General features: G+C 70.1%; 13 protein-coding genes. 10 read left to right on the top strand and 3 right to left on the bottom strand.

Translation table 11 applies throughout. The annotated features are described in order from the left end of the window. Positions 1-26: 26 nt before the first annotated feature. The 4 genes from BLW00_RS01255 to ybaK all read left to right on the top strand — a co-directional run bounded on the left by BLW00_RS01255 (position 27) and on the right by ybaK (position 6,983). A complete protein-coding gene (locus BLW00_RS01255; protein ID WP_092548047.1) occupies positions 27-4,835 on the top strand; it encodes an Lhr family ATP-dependent helicase in 4,809 nt (1,602 codons plus the stop codon). Then, positions 4,828-5,607 carry a DNA-formamidopyrimidine glycosylase family protein gene (locus BLW00_RS01260; protein ID WP_092548050.1) on the top strand — a complete coding sequence of 260 codons (780 nt, stop codon included), beginning with the start codon at positions 4,828-4,830 and terminating at the stop codon, positions 5,605-5,607. Before BLW00_RS01255 ends, BLW00_RS01260 begins: the two co-directional genes overlap by 8 nt. A gap of 139 nt (positions 5,608-5,746) precedes the next feature. Next, positions 5,747-6,463, top strand: a complete 717-nt coding sequence (locus tag BLW00_RS01265; protein ID WP_245741177.1) for an alpha/beta hydrolase — start codon at positions 5,747-5,749, stop codon at positions 6,461-6,463. Between the two features lie 10 nt (positions 6,464-6,473). After that, entirely contained in the window at positions 6,474-6,983 is a 510-nt protein-coding gene (ybaK, locus tag BLW00_RS01270; protein WP_092548053.1) for a Cys-tRNA(Pro) deacylase, read from the top strand. A gap of 6 nt (positions 6,984-6,989) precedes the next feature. On the opposite strand, the gene BLW00_RS01275 is transcribed toward ybaK, so the two are convergent. Genes BLW00_RS01275 through BLW00_RS01285 form a run of 3 tightly spaced genes read right to left on the bottom strand, consistent with a single transcriptional unit; the run spans position 6,990 to position 8,899 of the window. Beyond that, positions 6,990-7,889, bottom strand: coding sequence for a hypothetical protein (locus BLW00_RS01275; RefSeq protein WP_092548055.1), 900 nt, complete (start codon positions 7,887-7,889; stop codon positions 6,990-6,992). Between the two features lie 21 nt (positions 7,890-7,910). After that, complete coding sequence (locus tag BLW00_RS01280) at positions 7,911-8,678, bottom strand: YqjF family protein (RefSeq protein ID WP_092548058.1); 768 nt, start codon at positions 8,676-8,678, stop codon at positions 7,911-7,913. A gap of 8 nt (positions 8,679-8,686) precedes the next feature. Continuing rightward, on the bottom strand, positions 8,687-8,899 hold the full coding sequence (locus tag BLW00_RS01285; protein WP_092548061.1) for a hypothetical protein: 213 nt from the start codon (positions 8,897-8,899) through the stop codon (positions 8,687-8,689). Positions 8,900-8,988: 89 nt separating this feature from the next. Between BLW00_RS01285 and BLW00_RS01290 the strand changes: the two genes are divergently transcribed. The 6 genes from BLW00_RS01290 to BLW00_RS01315 all read left to right on the top strand — a co-directional run bounded on the left by BLW00_RS01290 (position 8,989) and on the right by BLW00_RS01315 (position 14,716). Further along, complete coding sequence (locus BLW00_RS01290; RefSeq protein WP_092548064.1) at positions 8,989-9,792, top strand: thymidylate synthase; 804 nt, start codon at positions 8,989-8,991, stop codon at positions 9,790-9,792. Beyond that, positions 9,789-10,304, top strand: coding sequence for a dihydrofolate reductase (locus tag BLW00_RS01295; protein ID WP_092548067.1), 516 nt, complete (start codon positions 9,789-9,791; stop codon positions 10,302-10,304). Before BLW00_RS01290 ends, BLW00_RS01295 begins: the two co-directional genes overlap by 4 nt. 276 nt (positions 10,305-10,580) lie before the next feature. Next, positions 10,581-11,783, top strand: coding sequence for a sensor histidine kinase (locus BLW00_RS01300; protein ID WP_092548070.1), 1,203 nt, complete (start codon positions 10,581-10,583; stop codon positions 11,781-11,783). Then, entirely contained in the window at positions 11,780-12,484 is a 705-nt protein-coding gene (locus tag BLW00_RS01305) for a response regulator (protein ID WP_092548073.1), read from the top strand. Before BLW00_RS01300 ends, BLW00_RS01305 begins: the two co-directional genes overlap by 4 nt. 76 nt (positions 12,485-12,560) lie before the next feature. Further along, complete coding sequence (locus BLW00_RS01310; RefSeq protein WP_092548076.1) at positions 12,561-13,322, top strand: ABC transporter ATP-binding protein; 762 nt, start codon at positions 12,561-12,563, stop codon at positions 13,320-13,322. 8 nt (positions 13,323-13,330) lie between these two features. After that, entirely contained in the window at positions 13,331-14,716 is a 1,386-nt protein-coding gene (locus BLW00_RS01315; protein WP_092551777.1) for an ABC transporter permease, read from the top strand. The last annotated feature ends 29 nt before the right edge of the window (positions 14,717-14,745 follow it).

Here is a 14,745-nt window from a genome sequence, read left to right on the forward strand (position 1 = left end):
TCGGGGGCATGGGCGAGTATTGAGGGATGAGCGACGTGCTCGACAGGTTCTCCCCCGCGACCCGCGAGTGGTTCCTCGGTGCCTTCCAGACCCCCACGGCCGCGCAGGCCGGAGCGTGGGACGCAGTGTCCGGTGGCGACCACGCGCTCGTCGTCGCACCCACGGGCTCCGGCAAGACCCTGGCGTCGTTCCTGTGGGCGATCGACCGCCTCTCCTCTTCCATCACACCGGGCGAAGCCCGCTCGACCTCGGTGCTCTACGTCTCGCCCCTGAAGGCGCTGGCGGTCGACGTCGAACGCAACCTGCGGTCGCCGCTGGTCGGCATCACCCAGACGGCGAAGCGGATGGGCGCCACTCCCCCGGTGATCACGGTGGGCGTGCGCTCGGGCGACACCCCGGCGGCCGAACGCCGCAACCTCGCGAAGAACCCGCCCGACATCCTCATCACCACGCCCGAATCGCTCTTCCTCATGCTCACCTCCGCAGCACGGGAGTCGCTCTCGGCCGTCACCACGGTGATCGTCGACGAGGTGCACGCCGTGGCGGCCACGAAGCGCGGGGCGCACCTGGCGGTGAGCCTCGACCGGCTCGATCAATTGCTGCCCCAGCCGGCACAGCGGATCGGGCTCTCGGCGACGGTGCGGCCACGCGAAGAGGTGGCCCGCTTCCTCGCCGGCGGGCGACCGGTGACCATCGTGGCGCCGCCTTCCACCAAGAAGTTCGACCTGCGCGTGGTGGTTCCGGTGGAGGACATGACGCAGATCCCGCCGTCGGAGGCCACGTCGTCGCTCGAAGGCTCCGCGGCCGGAGCCTCCGCTCCCGAGCAGGGATCGATCTGGCCGCACGTCGAGGAAGACATCGTCGACCGCATCCTGGAGCACCGGTCGTCGATCGTGTTCGCGAACTCCCGGCGTCTGGCCGAGCGGCTGACCGCCCGGCTGAACGAGATCTACGCGGGGCGACAGCTGTGGGTGGAGCCGGAGGCGGGCACCGTGATCCCGGTCCCGTTCGACGACACCGATTCCGAGGCCGAAGGGGTGTTCGATGACGGCGGCGAGCAGGGTTACCCGCCGGATGCGTCTGCTGCCGGCGCACCCGTCGTCTCGTCGCGCCCGCCCGCACAGCTGATGGGGCAGGCCGGCCAGACCTCCGGCGCCGAGCCGGTGCTCGCCCGCGCCCACCACGGCTCGGTGAGCAAGGAGCAGCGAGCACTGATCGAAGACGACCTGAAGACCGGGCGACTGCGCTGCGTCGTGGCGACCTCGAGCCTCGAGCTCGGCATCGACATGGGCGCGGTCGATCTCGTGATCCAGGTCGAGGCGCCGCCCTCCGTGTCGAGCGGGCTGCAGCGCGTGGGTCGTGCGGGCCATCAGGTGGGCGAGATCTCGAAGGGTCTGCTGTATCCGAAACACCGCGCCGATCTGCTGCACTCGGCCGTGGTGTCGATCCGGATGTCCGCAGGACTCATCGAGACGCTGGCGATCCCCGCGAATCCGCTCGACATCCTGGCCCAGCAGACCGTGGCCGCCTGCGCGCTCGAACCGATCGACGTCGAGGAGTGGTTCGACGTGGTGCGGCGCAGCGCCTCGTTCAGCAACATGCCGCGATCGGCATACGATGCGACGCTCGACCTCCTCGCCGGGCTCTACCCTTCCGACGAATTCGCCGGGCTGCGGCCCCGCCTCGTCTGGGACCGCGACGCCGGCACGCTCACCGGCCGGCCCGGCGCCCAGCGTCTCGCCGTGACCAGTGGCGGCACGATCCCCGATCGCGGCCTCTTCGGGGTCTTCATGGTGGGCGGTGAACCGACGGATGCCGATCCGTCGACGGGGCGCACGCGTGCCGCACCGGGCCGCCGGGTGGGCGAGCTCGACGAGGAGATGGTCTACGAATCCCGGGTCGGCGACGTCTTCGCCCTCGGTGCGACGAGCTGGCGCATCCAGGAGATCACGCACGATCGCGTGCTGGTGACTCCGGCTTTCGGGCAACCCGGACGCCTGCCGTTCTGGCGGGGAGAAGGTTTGGGGCGGCCGGCCGAGCTGGGGGCCGCGATCGGCGAGTTCACCCGCACCGTCGCATCCGCGACTCCCGAGGAGGCGACCGCGCTTGCCGAGAGCGCCGGCCTCGATCCGTGGGCTGCCGCGAACCTCGTGGCGTTCGTGACCGATCAGCGCGATGCCACGGGGCACGTGCCGAGCGACAAGACGCTCGTGGTCGAGCGGTTCCGCGACGAATTGGGCGACTGGCGGGTCATCCTGCATTCCCCGTTCGGCATGCAGGTGCATTCGCCGTGGGCGTTGGCGGTCAACGCCCGCATCCGGGAACGTCTCGGTGTCGACGCGAACGCCGTCGCGAGCGACGACGGGGTGGTGGTGCGGCTTCCCGACACCGAGAGCGAGCCGCCGTCGGCCGAGCTCTTCCTCTTCGATCCCACGGAGCTCGAGCAGATCGTGACCGACGAGGTCGGCGGCTCGGCCTTGTTCGCGTCACGATTCCGCGAGAACGCCGCCCGCGCCTTGCTGCTCCCCCGGCAGAACCCGGGCAAGCGGTCGCCGCTGTGGCAGCAGCGGCAGCGGTCGGCGCAGTTGCTCGAAGTGGCGCGCAAGTATCCGTCGTTCCCGATCATCCTCGAGACCGTGCGCGAGTGCCTGCAAGACGTCTACGACCTGCCCGCCCTGCTGCGCATCGCGCGCGATCTCGAGGCCCGGCGCATCCGCGTGGTCGAGACGGAGTCGGGCGAGCCGTCGCCGTTCGCGAGATCCCTGCTGTTCGGCTACGTCGCCTCCTTCGTCTACGAGGGCGACAGCCCGCTGGCCGAACGGCGGGCGGCGGCGCTCTCACTCGACCCGAGTCTGCTCTCCGAGCTGCTCGGGCGCGCCGAGCTGCGCGAACTGCTCGACCCCGGCGTGATCGACGACACGCAGCGCGAACTGCAGCGCCTCGCCCCCGACCGGCGCGCCCGCGACCTCGAGGGAGTCGCCGACCTGCTCCGGATGCTCGGGCCGCTCACCACGGATGAGGTGCGTGAGCGGTCGCTCGATTTCGACGTGCCGGCCGCCCTCGACGCGTTGCTCGGCGCGCGACGGGCGCTGCGGGTGACGTTCGCCGGGACGCAGTGGTGGGCGCCGATCGAAGATGCGGGGCGGCTGCGCGACGCCCTCGGCGTGCCGATCCCGTTCGGCGTGCCGGATGCCTTCATCGCGCCGGTCGAGCATCCGGTGCTCGACCTGGTGAGCCGCTACGCGCGAACCCACGGGCCGTTCCTCGCACAGGAGGCGGCAGAGCGCTTCGGGCTCGGTGTCTCGGTGGTGACGGATGCGCTCCGCCGGCTCGCCGCCGACCGGCGCGTGATCGAGGGCGAGTTCCGGCCGAGCGGGCTGGCGGCCGACGTAGCCCGCGTGGGCCAGGCCGGGGGCACCGAGTGGTGCGACGCCGAGGTGCTGCGGCGGCTGCGGAGCCGTTCGCTCGCCGCGCTGCGGCATGAGGTCGAGCCGGTCAGCACCACGACCCTCGCGCGGTTCCTCCCGTCGTGGCAGCACGTGGGCGGGAGCCTCCGCGGCGCCGACGGCGTGCTGACCGTGATCGAGCAACTGGCCGGCGTTCCGGTGCCCGCTTCGGCCTGGGAGAACCTCGTGCTGCCTGCCCGGGTGCGCGACTACAGCCCGGCCATGCTCGACGAGCTGACGGCATCGGGCGAGGTGGTCTGGTCAGGGCGCGGGAGCCTTCCCGGCAGCGACGGCTGGGTAGCATTCCACACCCTCGACACATTGCCGATGTCATCGACCACACCGGAGGAGTTCGACGAGACGCCCGTGCACCGAGCGCTCCTCTCGGCCCTCGCGCGGGGCGGCGCCTACTTCTTCCGCTCGCTCGCCGACGAGGTGGCGGGCGCAGTGCTGGCCGAGGCGAACGATCCCGGGGCGGCCGACGCGACGGCGGGCATCCGATCCGGTCCGGTCGCGGTCGACGACGCGACCATCGTGAGCGCCATCTGGGATCTCGTGTGGGCGGGCTACGTCACGAACGACACGGTCGCTCCGCTCCGCACGCTCACCGGCTCAGGCAAGTCGAGCCACAGCACGAAGCGTCCCACGCCCCGCACCCGGATGTATCGCGGCCGCGGCTTCGCCCGCGCCTCGATGCAGACCCGGGTGGGTCCGCCGACCGCGGGCGGGCGCTGGTCGCTGCTGCCGGAGCCGAACGGCGATCCGACCCTCCGTGCCCACGCCACCGCCGAGCTCCTGCTCGACCGCTACGGCATCGTGACCCGCGGATCGGTGGTGAACGAACGCATCCCGGGCGGTTTCGCATTGGCATACCGCGTGCTCAGTCAGTTCGAGGAGAGCGGGCGCTGCCGACGCGGCTACTTCGTCGAGACGCTGGGCGCCGCCCAGTTCGCCACCGGCGGCACCGTCGACCGGTTGCGCGGTTTCGCTCCGGATGCGGTCGGTCGCGACAGCGGGCGCGACCGACCGCCCGAGGCCCTCACCCTCGCCGCGACCGATCCGGCCAACCCCTTCGGCGCCGCCCTGTCCTGGCCGCCCGTCGAGGGTCACAAGCCCGGGCGCAAGGCAGGGGCATTGGTGGCTCTGGTCGACGGCGAGCTCGTGCTCTATCTCGAGCGTGGCGGGAAGACGGCGCTCTCCTTCAGCACCGATCCGGCGGTGCTCGAGATCGCAGCGCGATCGGTGGCCCAGGCGGTGACCTCAGGGCGGGTCGACCGGCTCGCCGTGGAGCGGGTGAACGGCGACTTCGTGGTCGGCACCCCGGTCGGGGGCGCCCTCGAGACGGCCGGGTTCACCGGCACCCCCCGAGGGCTGAGGCTCCGTGCCTGAGGGCGACACCGTCTTCCGCACCGCGATGCACCTCGACCAGGCGCTGGCCGGGCGCCCGCTCACGGTCAGCGACGTACGGGTGCCGAAGTACGCATCCGTCGATCTCGGCGGCGAGACCGTGGAGAGCGTGGTCTCGCGCGGCAAACACCTGCTGACCCGCGTGGGCGACTACAGCATCCACACCCACCTGATGATGGAGGGGACGTGGCACATCTACCGCCACGGCGCACGCTGGCGGCGCCCCGCCTATCAGGCCCGCATCGTGCTGGAGAACACCGAGTGGGTGACGGTGGGATTCGAGCTCGGTCTGGTCGAGGTGATCGAGCGGGAACGTGAAGACGAGGTGGTGGGCCACCTCGGGCCCGACCTCTTGGGACCGGACTGGGATCCGGGCGAAGCGGTGCGGCGGCTGACGGCGAAAGGCGATCGCGAGATCGACGTCGCGCTGCTCGACCAGAGCAACCTCGCGGGACTCGGCAACGTCTATGCCAACGAACTGTGCTTCCTGCGGGGGATGCTCCCGCAGCGGCCGGTGGCGGAGGTGCGCGACCTGCCCGGGGTGGTGGCCTTGGCGCACCGGTTGATCGTGGCCAACCGAGACCGGGTGGAGCGCACCACCACCGGCGACCTCCGTCCGGGGCGACGGACCTGGGTCTACGGGCGGGAGGGCAGGCCGTGCCGGCGCTGCGGCACACGCATCCGGCGGGGCTCGCTGGGCGCGAACGAGCTGGCGCAGCGGGTCACGTACTGGTGCCCGGTGTGCCAGAGCTAGCTGGCCCGGATGTAGTCGGCGCAGAGCGCACGCAGCTTGTCGACGACGGGGTCGCCGGGTTCGAAGAGCTTCGGATGCTCCATGCCCGGAACACTACCGGCGCAGGATAGGCAGAACCAGGGCCTGTTAGATTCGCAGGGTGAGCGAAGCGAACGCATCCGGGAACCTGACCTTGGACGACGATGCCGTGGTGTGGTCGGTGCCGGGCGAGGAGATCTCCGAGCGCCTCGCGAGCGAGCCGCTCGTGGTCGTGATGCACGGGCGGGGGTCGCACGAGAACGATCTGGCATCGCTCTTCCCGCTGCTGCCCGAGGGCGTCGTGTATGCCTCGGTGCGCGCACCGCTGCCGGGAGCGCCGTACGGGATCGGCGGCTGGACCTGGTTTCCGCCGGGCGAGCCCGCGAACCCGTCCATCGAGACGATCGACGCTGCCGGTCACGCCGTGCTCGCCTGGCTCGACCGTGTGGAGGCCACCTTCGGGGCGCCGCCTGCCATCGCCGGGCTCGGCTTCTCGCAGGGTGGTGCGATGTCGATCCACCTGATGCGGTTGGCTCCGCACCGTTTCGCAGCAGCCGTGAACCTCTCGGGCTTCAGCGCGTCGGGAACGCTCTCGGGCGATGCCGACCTGGCCGCGCGTCGGCCACCGCTGTTCTGGGGGCGCGACGAGGCCGATCCGGTGATCGCCGCATCCGGCATCGACCGCACGAGCGCCTGGGCACCCGGTCACTTCATGGTGACCGCACGGCTGTACCCGGGCGTCGGACACGGGATCTCGCCGCAGGAGCTGGCCGATGTGTCGGCGTTCCTGCGCGACGTGCTGCCGCTCGATCCGGCCGATCAGGTTCCGGCCGACTGACGGGGCGCGGATGGCGAAGAAGGCACGCGGAGCGGATGGCGGCGCCGTTCCAACGACGGCGGCCACGGTCGCGCTGCGGTCTGCGGGCATCCCGTTCACGGGGCACGTCTACGTGCACGACTCCGCGGTCACCGATTTCGGCGCGGAAGCGGCTCGAGAGCTCGGCGTCCCGCCTGAGCGGGTGTTCAAGACCCTGATGGTCGACACGGACGCGGGACTCGGCATCGGCATCGTCTCGGTTCGCGACCAGCTCGACGTAAAGGCCCTCGCGGCCGAGCTCGGCGCGAAACGGGCGGCGATGGCCGACAAGGCGCTGGCCGAGCGCAAGAGCGGCTACGTCGTGGGCGGCATCAGTCCGGTGGGCCAGAAGACCCCCTTGCCGACGGTGCTCGACGGGAGTGCGCTGGAGTACGAGACCATCTTCGTCTCGGGCGGTCGGCGGGGGTTCGACCTCGAGCTGGCGCCCGCCGATCTGCTGCGCGCGGTGTCGGGGCGCACCGCCGTCATCCGGCGGGGTTGAGCCGACTCAGGCGGGGCCGTCGGGAGAGATGCCGTCGATGATCGAGCGTGCCCACCGCCGGAGGAAGACCGCGCCGACGGCGTCGTTCGTCGCGTCGCCCTCGGCAGGCAGAACCGGGTACTCCTTCTGCGGCACTCCTTCGGAGGGCCGCACGTCGATGTGTGCGACGTCGTATCCCTGGGCGTGCAACCAATCCGCCATCGCGTAGTCGCTGCGGGAGTCGCCCATGGTGCGCCAGGTGCGGGGCACGTGACCCGTTCCCGCGAGGAGGGCGAGAGCGCGCTCGGCACCGAGGTCCTTGCCCACACGGATCGATTCGACGTCGGTAGCGATGATCGAGGGATCGATCCGGTAGAGCACCTGGCCGTCGCTCGCCGGGAAGGATCCACTCCTCCACATCACGCCGAGATCGAAAGTCCTGCACAGATCCAGCACCGACCGGTCGAACTCGGGCTGCTTCGCGAGATAGTCGTGGGAGTCGACGTCGGTGCGCTGCTCGACCGAGATCATGGTGCGCTTCGTGTCGTCGAAGAACATCGAATCGGAGTAGCGCGCCGCAACGAGGTCGTCGACCGCGCGCGCCAGATCAGTGGGAGGAACGAGGGTCTCATCGATGGACAGATCGCCGATACCGGTGGGGAGGATGCGAAACCACACCGCACCCTTCTCGCACACGCCGAAGACCCAGGCGTGGTCACCCAGACCACCACCCAGCAGGTGCCCGATGACACCCCGCTGCAGCGATCGGTCGGATCTCCCGGTGTTGAACACGATCGGCACCCCGGCGTTGGCCAGTGCCACGAGATCGGTGGCGATCGACGGGATCGCGATGCTCCGGGTGAGAGGGCTCGCGATCGGGCCGTCGACATCGAGCAGCAGTCCGAGATCGGGGATGGTGGTAGTCACCTCGACATTATCCTCGCTCGCCTATCGGCGAGCGCCGCCGAGTGCCCGGCCGAAAGCCGTGTGCACTCCCGGAGAGAACAGCACCGAATCGGGCGGGCGCTCGGCGAGGCCCGGGAAACCTCCGGCAGCGAGCAGCTCGTCGTCGAGAAAGCACAGCTCGGCGTCCACGATCCGCCAGGGCTCGTGTTCGTTCGGGATGAATCGGGTGCTGCCACCACGGGCGATGTGAAGGCCCCAGCGGGCGGTGAGAAACACGGCGAGTTCGTCGTTCGATCGATCCTGGGTGCCGGGTCGCGCATCCACTCGGCTGTGCGGACCGGGCGAACCGCCGAACCCGCTGTCGCCGAGACGCTCGGAGCGATAGCTGATGGTTCCGTCGCCGCCGGTCGTGATGCTCATCCGCGCCCAGCGATACGGGAGCCCGAAGAGCACGTGTGCTGCCGTCACGGCCGCGAGCCGCGACGACTCGAGCGAGACGAAGACGACGCCGCGCCGGCCCGAGTCGTCGACGGAGTAGAGCCGCACGTTGATCTCCGGAAAGGTGCCGGCATAAGGAACCGGGCCGAGCGCTCGTGCGCCGGGCGCCGTGGCGTTCGCGAGACGAAAGGGGATGAGACCCACCCACGCCGAACCGTCGAAGAGATCGGGGCGCGTGCCGGGCGGCAGGTGCGGGGCGACCGTTGCCGGATCGACCCGCCAATGCAGAAAGGTGAGTGACTGCCAGTCCTGTTCGTGCAGCGGGCCGCCCGCGAGGGGCGGCGCATTCCGCGAAAGCGGCTCGACGTCCATCGAGCGCGTCAGTCGTCGGCGTCGATGCCGATGACGGCCACCGCGATGCCCGGGGAGAGCAGGATGTCGGCACGCTTGTACTTGCCCTCACCGACGTTCACCTCGAGCCAGGTCGGCACGGCCGACTCGACGGCGGCGCGGATCTCCTCTTTGACCTCGTCGACGTCTCGACCCGAGACCGAGTACTGCTTTCCGTCGTACAGGATGTTGATCCGCTTCACGGTCGACCGCCTTTCGTCGATCCCAGGCTACGCGTCCTCGCGCGGCGCGCATCTCGCCGATGGAGCGAATTCCCTCTACGCTCGGTGTGATGACGATCGCGACGCCGTACGAAGACCTCCTCCGCGAGACCCTGGAGCAGGGCGCGCCGAAGTCCGACCGCACGGGTACCGGCACGCGGAGCGTCTTCGGGCGGCAACTCCGTTTCGATCTCTCCGAGGGGTTCCCCCTCATCACCACGAAGCGGGTGCATTTCAAATCGGTGGCCTACGAGCTGCTCTGGTTCCTCCGCGGCGAGAGCAACGTGCGCTGGCTCCAGGAGAACGGCGTCTCGATCTGGAACGAGTGGGCCGACGCCGAGGGCGAGCTCGGCCCGGTCTACGGCGTGCAGTGGCGCTCGTGGCCCACACCGACCGGAGAACACATCGACCAGATCTCCCACGTCGTCGAGACCATCCGCACCGACCCGGATTCGCGACGCATGATCGTCTCGGCCTGGAACGTGGCCGAGATCCCGCAGATGGCTCTGGCGCCGTGTCACGCGCTCTTCCAGTTCTACGTGGCAGACGGCAAGCTCTCCTGCCAGCTCTACCAACGCAGCGCCGACCTGTTTCTCGGTGTGCCCTTCAACATCGCGAGCTACGCATTGCTGACGCATCTGATCGCGGCCCAGACGGGGCTGGAGGTCGGCGACTTCGTCTGGACCGGTGGCGACTGCCACATCTACGACAACCATGTCGAACAGGTGAAGCTGCAACTGGAGCGCACGCCCTATCCCGCGCCGACCCTGCGGATCGTGCGCGATCGCGACAGCGTCTTCGACTACGAGTACGACGACCTCGACGTCGTCGACTACGTGCACCACCCCGCGATCCGCGCAGCTGTCGCCGTATGAGCGTCGCTCTCATCTGGGCGGAGGCGAAGGGCGGTGTCATCGGTCAGGGCGGAGGCATCCCCTGGCACCTGCCCGAAGATCTGGCCCGGTTCCGCCAGCTCACGAGCGGGAGCACCGTCGTGATGGGCCGCCGCACCTGGGAGTCGCTGCCCGAGCGGTTCCGGCCGCTGCCGGGCCGCCGCAACGTGGTCGTCACACGCCAGGCCGGATGGGAGGCACCCGGCGCCGAGGTCGCGCACTCGGTGGAGGAGGCCCTGGCCGGAGCGGTCGGCCAAGCAGGCACCGAGACGGTCTGGGTGATGGGCGGCGGTGACATCTACCTGCAGGCGCTCGCTCTGGCCCGTCGCCTGGAGATCACCGAGGTCGACCTCGCCATCGAGGGCGACACGGTCGCTCCCACGATCGGTGACGGCTGGGAGCGCACCGTCACGCCGGCGTCCGGATGGCTGGAGTCCCGCACGGGGCTGCGCTATCGCTTCACGACCCTGACGCGCCCGAACGCAGACCGGTAGCGGCATCGGTGCGTCGACGGCGAGATCGCGCCGGACACCTCGACGGCTGCCACGCACGGACCGGAGTACGTTCAGAAGTGAGCGGGGAGCGCAACCGGGATAAAGGGCCGCCCCCCGCTCTCCCTTGATGCTAACCGAACCCGGAAGCGGCCCGGAACCGCTTGACTTCCCGGCGCCGGCCGTTCGCGTACATCGCGAGGATGATCTCTGCCGTTCGATTGCGATGATCGTCCCGATCCGCTCGGATCCGGCCTCCGGGGCGTCTACCGTGGAGGGATGTTCCGCCCTCTGAAGCCCTATCAGCTCGGCTTCGACATCGGTCTCGCCGTGCTGTGCGTGGGCCTGCGCGTGCCACTCGGCTCTCCCGGCGTCGCGCTCGTGGTGGTGATCATGGGCATGGGTCTGGCGCTGGCGCTGCGACGCGCGAGTCCCGCGCTGGCGCTCGGCACGGCGTGGGTCTTCGCGATCGTGCAGATGGCGTCGTCGTTGCAGCCCGACGTCGCGAACCTCGCCATCCTGCCGGTGCTGTATTCCACCGCTCGTTACGGCGGCCGGGTCGTCAAGTGGGCCGGACTCGCGTCGGCCGGCGCAGGCGCCCTCGCGGCATCGCTCTACCTCACTCTCGGGGTCTACTTCAGCGCGCTGCTCGGCCCGGTCGAACCCCCCACGGTGCCGAGCCTCGCCGTGACCTTCCTCGCCTATCTGTTCGCCGCCGTCGCGGCCCTCGTCCTGAGCTGGACGCTGGGGCTGCTCGCGAAGACCTGGAGCGCCGCCCGGGAGAGCCGGCTGCTGCAGACCATCGCCGAGCACAACGTCGCCGTCGAGCAGGAGCGCAACCGCATCGCCCGCGACATGCACGACGTCGTCGCCCACTCGCTCGCCGTCGTGATCGCCCAGGCCGATGGCGCCCGCTATGCGATGGCGTCCGATCCAGGCGCCGCGGAATCGGCCCTCAGCACCATCTCCTCGACGGCCCGCAGCGCCTTGGCCGACGTGCGGGTGCTCCTCGGCGAACTCCGCCACGACGAGCCCACGGCTCCGCAGCCCACGCTCGGCGACCTGCAGCAGCTCTACGACCAGATCGGCGCATCCGGCCTTCCGGTCGAGGTTGTGCAGAGCGGAACGCCGGGCGCTCTGCCCGCGGGCAGCCAGCTCGCCGTCTACCGGATCGTGCAGGAGGCCCTCACGAACGCGATGCGTCACGGCGAGCCCGGGGCGGGAGCCACCGTGAGCCTCTCCTGGCGGCCGCAAGCGCTCGGTCTCCGGGTGTCGAGCAGGATGGCCGCGCAGCCGGCAGGGGTCGCCGGACAGGGTCATGCTCTGCCTCGCGTGCCCGGGGCCGGGACCGGGCACGGCATCGCGGGAATGCGCGAGCGAGCCGCCCTGGTGGGCGGAACGTTCGACGCCGAGCAGGTGGCCGGCGAGTTCGTGGTGACGGCGACGATCCCTGTGCTCGACGTGACGGCGCGCCCCGCATGAGCACGATCCGGGTCGCACTGGTCGACGACCAGCCGCTGTTCCGCGCGGGCATCCGGCAGATCGTCTCGTCGCAGCCCGATCTCGAGTTCGTGGGCGAGGCCGGCGACGGCGCCGAGGGCGTGGTGATGGTGGAGCAGACCCGCCCCGACGTGGTGCTGATGGATCTGCGGATGCCCGTGCTCGACGGGATCGAGGCCACCCGACGCATCGTGGCGGCAGACCCGGCGACCGCTCGCGTCGTGGTGCTGACCACCTTCGCCCAGGACTCCTCCACTCTGCGCGCGATCCAGGCGGGTGCGAGCGGCTTCCTGCTCAAAGACGCCCATCCGGAATTCCTGCTGGCCTCGATCCGCACCGTGCACGCCGGCAACGCCGTGATCGCGCCGGCGGCGACTCGCGACCTGTTCGAGCATTTCGCGGAGGAGTCCGGTGCGCTCCGGGCTCCAGGTCTGGCCGAAGGCGGACCTCGGATGCCACCCTCGGACGTCTACCGACGACTGACCGCCCGCGAACGGGAGATCTTCCTGCTCGTCGCGAGCGGGCTGTCGAACACCGAGATCGCGCGGGCGGAATTCGTCAGCGAGGCCACCGTCAAGACGCACGTCAGCCGCATCTTGAACAAACTCGAACTGCGCGACCGAGTGCAATTGGTGCTCTTCGCCGTGACGCACGGTCTCCTCCGCCCGACCGCGTCGGGGTAGACGTCATCCTCGGGATGTATCTCTGTCGTCCTGCGGAGTGACGCGCAGCCGTGCACCCTTCCGTAGCGTCGACGTCATGGAAATCAGCCCAGGAGATATCGGCCTCGTCGCGAGGGTCACTCAGCTCACGAAGTCGTACGGCGGCGGCTCGACGATGGTCACGGCGCTCGACGACGTATCGGTCGGCATCCGGCGCGGTCAGTTCACGGCCATCATGGGTCCGAGCGGCTCCGGCAAGTCGACGTTGATGCACATCATGGCGGGCCTCGACGCGTCCACCTCCGGCCGGGTCTGGATCGGCGACACCGAGATCACCTCGCTCGGTGACACCGAGCTCACCAAGCTCCGCCGTCGGCGGGTGGGCTTCGTGTTCCAGTCGTTCAATCTCGTTCCGACCCTCGACGTCGAAGGCAACATCCTGCTGCCGTTCGAACTCGACGGGCGGGTGCCGACGGCCGAGGAGCGCGTCTGGATCGATCACCTGATCGACACCCTGGGCCTTCGTCCGCGGCTCCGCCACCGGCCTCATGAGCTCTCCGGCGGCCAGCAGCAGCGGGTGGCCATCGTGCGCGCGCTCGGCTCCCGTCCCGATCTGGTCTTCGCCGACGAGCCCACCGGCAACCTCGATTCCCGCACCGGTCGCGAGGTGCTCACGCTGCTCGCGACCGCCGCGTCGGCCTACGGCCAGAGCATCGCGATGGTCACGCACGATCCGGTGGCGGCGAGCTTCGCGGAGCGCATCGTCTTCCTCGCAGACGGTCGCATCGTCGAAGACCGCGGCCGATCGACAGCGGCCGAGATCAGCCAGTTCATGCTCGGAATGGAAGGCGTGCTGTGAGCATCAGGATGCGTGAACACGCGCCGAGCATCCTGGTGGCCACACTCAGCGCCGCCTTCGGAGTCTCGCTGCTGCAGGTGACCGGGGCGCTCGCCACGATGATCTCCTCGGCGCCGGGCATGTCCGAGAGCGGGATGGTCGCCTTCATGCTCTCGCTGGTCGGCGGCGTCTTCATCGTCATCGCCGTCTACGTCGGCGCCATCGTCACGGCGAACACCTTCGCCACGATCATCGCCGGACGCACCCGCACGATCGCGTTGATGCGACTGATCGGGGCGACGGCATCGAGTCAGCGCCGCGCTGTCGCCCGCGAGGGCCTCCTCGTCGGCGTCGCCGGCAGCGTGCTCGGCTTCGTGGTGGGCACCGCGGTGACCTTCGCGCTGATCTCCCTCGCCGTGGCGACCGATTTCGTGCCCGACCTCGCCTACGGCTACCTGCCGCCCGTGATCGCTCTCCCCCTCCTGGCCGTGGTGCTCACCACCTGGCTCGCGTCGTGGATCGGGTCGCGCCGCGTGCTCGACGTGTCACCCATCCAGGCCACCGGAGGCGCTCAGGAGATGCGCCACGAAGTCGTAGCCGGGAGGCGCGGCCGCAACGCCACCGCGATCACTCTGATCGCCATCGGCCTCGGCCTGCTCGCTCTGGGCATCGTGGCGGGTTTCGCCACACCCCTCGGCGTACTGCCCGGGCTCGTCGGCGGCATCCTCTCCTTCTCCGGGCTGGTGCTCGGCGCTCCGTTCTTCCTGCCTCCGGCGTTGCGGCTGGTGGGCAAGGCACTCGGCCGGGGAGCAGCGTCGCGGCTGGCCGCGGAGAACGCCATGAGGTATCCGGAGCGCAGCTCGCGCACCATGATCGGGTTGGTCATCGGCGTGACGTTGGTGACGACCTTCGCCGTCGCGGCGGGGAGCTACCAGGAGATCCTCACCCAAGCCCGCTTGGCCGAACCGGAGGTTTACGCGGGCACGGAGCAGCTGGTCACCGTGACCGTGGGGGTCTTCTCCGCCCTGCTCGGTTTCAGCGCCCTCATCGCCGCGGTCGGGATGGTGAACAACCTGTCGTTGAGCGTTCTGCAGAGAACGCGTGAGCTGGGGCTGCTGCGTGCTCTCGGCTTCACGAACAGTCAGCTGCGCGTGATGGTGGTGGCGGAGAGCGCTCAGCTCACGGTCGCGGCCGTGCTCGTGGGGCTCGCGCTCGGCACGTTCTACGGCTGGGCCGGGGCGCAGTCGCTGCTCGGCTCGATGTACGGAGGCCCGGGGCTGATCGTTCCGGTGCTCCCGCTCTGGCTCATCGGCACCGTGGTCGCCGCGGCTGCGCTCCTGACCGTGGCCGCCTCGATCACGCCGACCCGGCGTGCGACCCGGATCTCGCCGGTCGTCGCATCGGCCGTCGACTGAGACGAGACGGCGGCGGATGAACGACAACG

The organism is Herbiconiux ginsengi (genome assembly GCF_900107435.1).
GTDB classification, from domain to species: Bacteria; Actinomycetota; Actinomycetes; order Actinomycetales; family Microbacteriaceae; genus Herbiconiux; species Herbiconiux ginsengi.

Excerpts from the sequence above, each read along its gene's own strand:
- BLW00_RS01315 (WP_092551777.1), top strand. The coding sequence starts at position 13,331 with ATGCGTGAACACGCGCCGAGCATCCTGGTGGCCACACTCAGCGCCGCC.
- BLW00_RS01295 (WP_092548067.1), top strand. The coding sequence starts at position 9,789 with ATGAGCGTCGCTCTCATCTGGGCGGAGGCGAAGGGCGGTGTCATCGGT.
- BLW00_RS01310 (WP_092548076.1), top strand. The coding sequence starts at position 12,561 with ATGGAAATCAGCCCAGGAGATATCGGCCTCGTCGCGAGGGTCACTCAG.
- BLW00_RS01300 (WP_092548070.1), top strand. The coding sequence starts at position 10,581 with ATGTTCCGCCCTCTGAAGCCCTATCAGCTCGGCTTCGACATCGGTCTC.
- BLW00_RS01290 (WP_092548064.1), top strand. The coding sequence starts at position 8,989 with ATGACGATCGCGACGCCGTACGAAGACCTCCTCCGCGAGACCCTGGAG.
- BLW00_RS01255 (WP_092548047.1), top strand. The coding sequence starts at position 27 with ATGAGCGACGTGCTCGACAGGTTCTCCCCCGCGACCCGCGAGTGGTTC.
- BLW00_RS01305 (WP_092548073.1), top strand. The coding sequence starts at position 11,780 with ATGAGCACGATCCGGGTCGCACTGGTCGACGACCAGCCGCTGTTCCGC.
- ybaK (WP_092548053.1), top strand. The coding sequence starts at position 6,474 with ATGGCGAAGAAGGCACGCGGAGCGGATGGCGGCGCCGTTCCAACGACG.
- BLW00_RS01280 (WP_092548058.1), bottom strand. The coding sequence starts at position 8,678 with ATGGACGTCGAGCCGCTTTCGCGGAATGCGCCGCCCCTCGCGGGCGGC.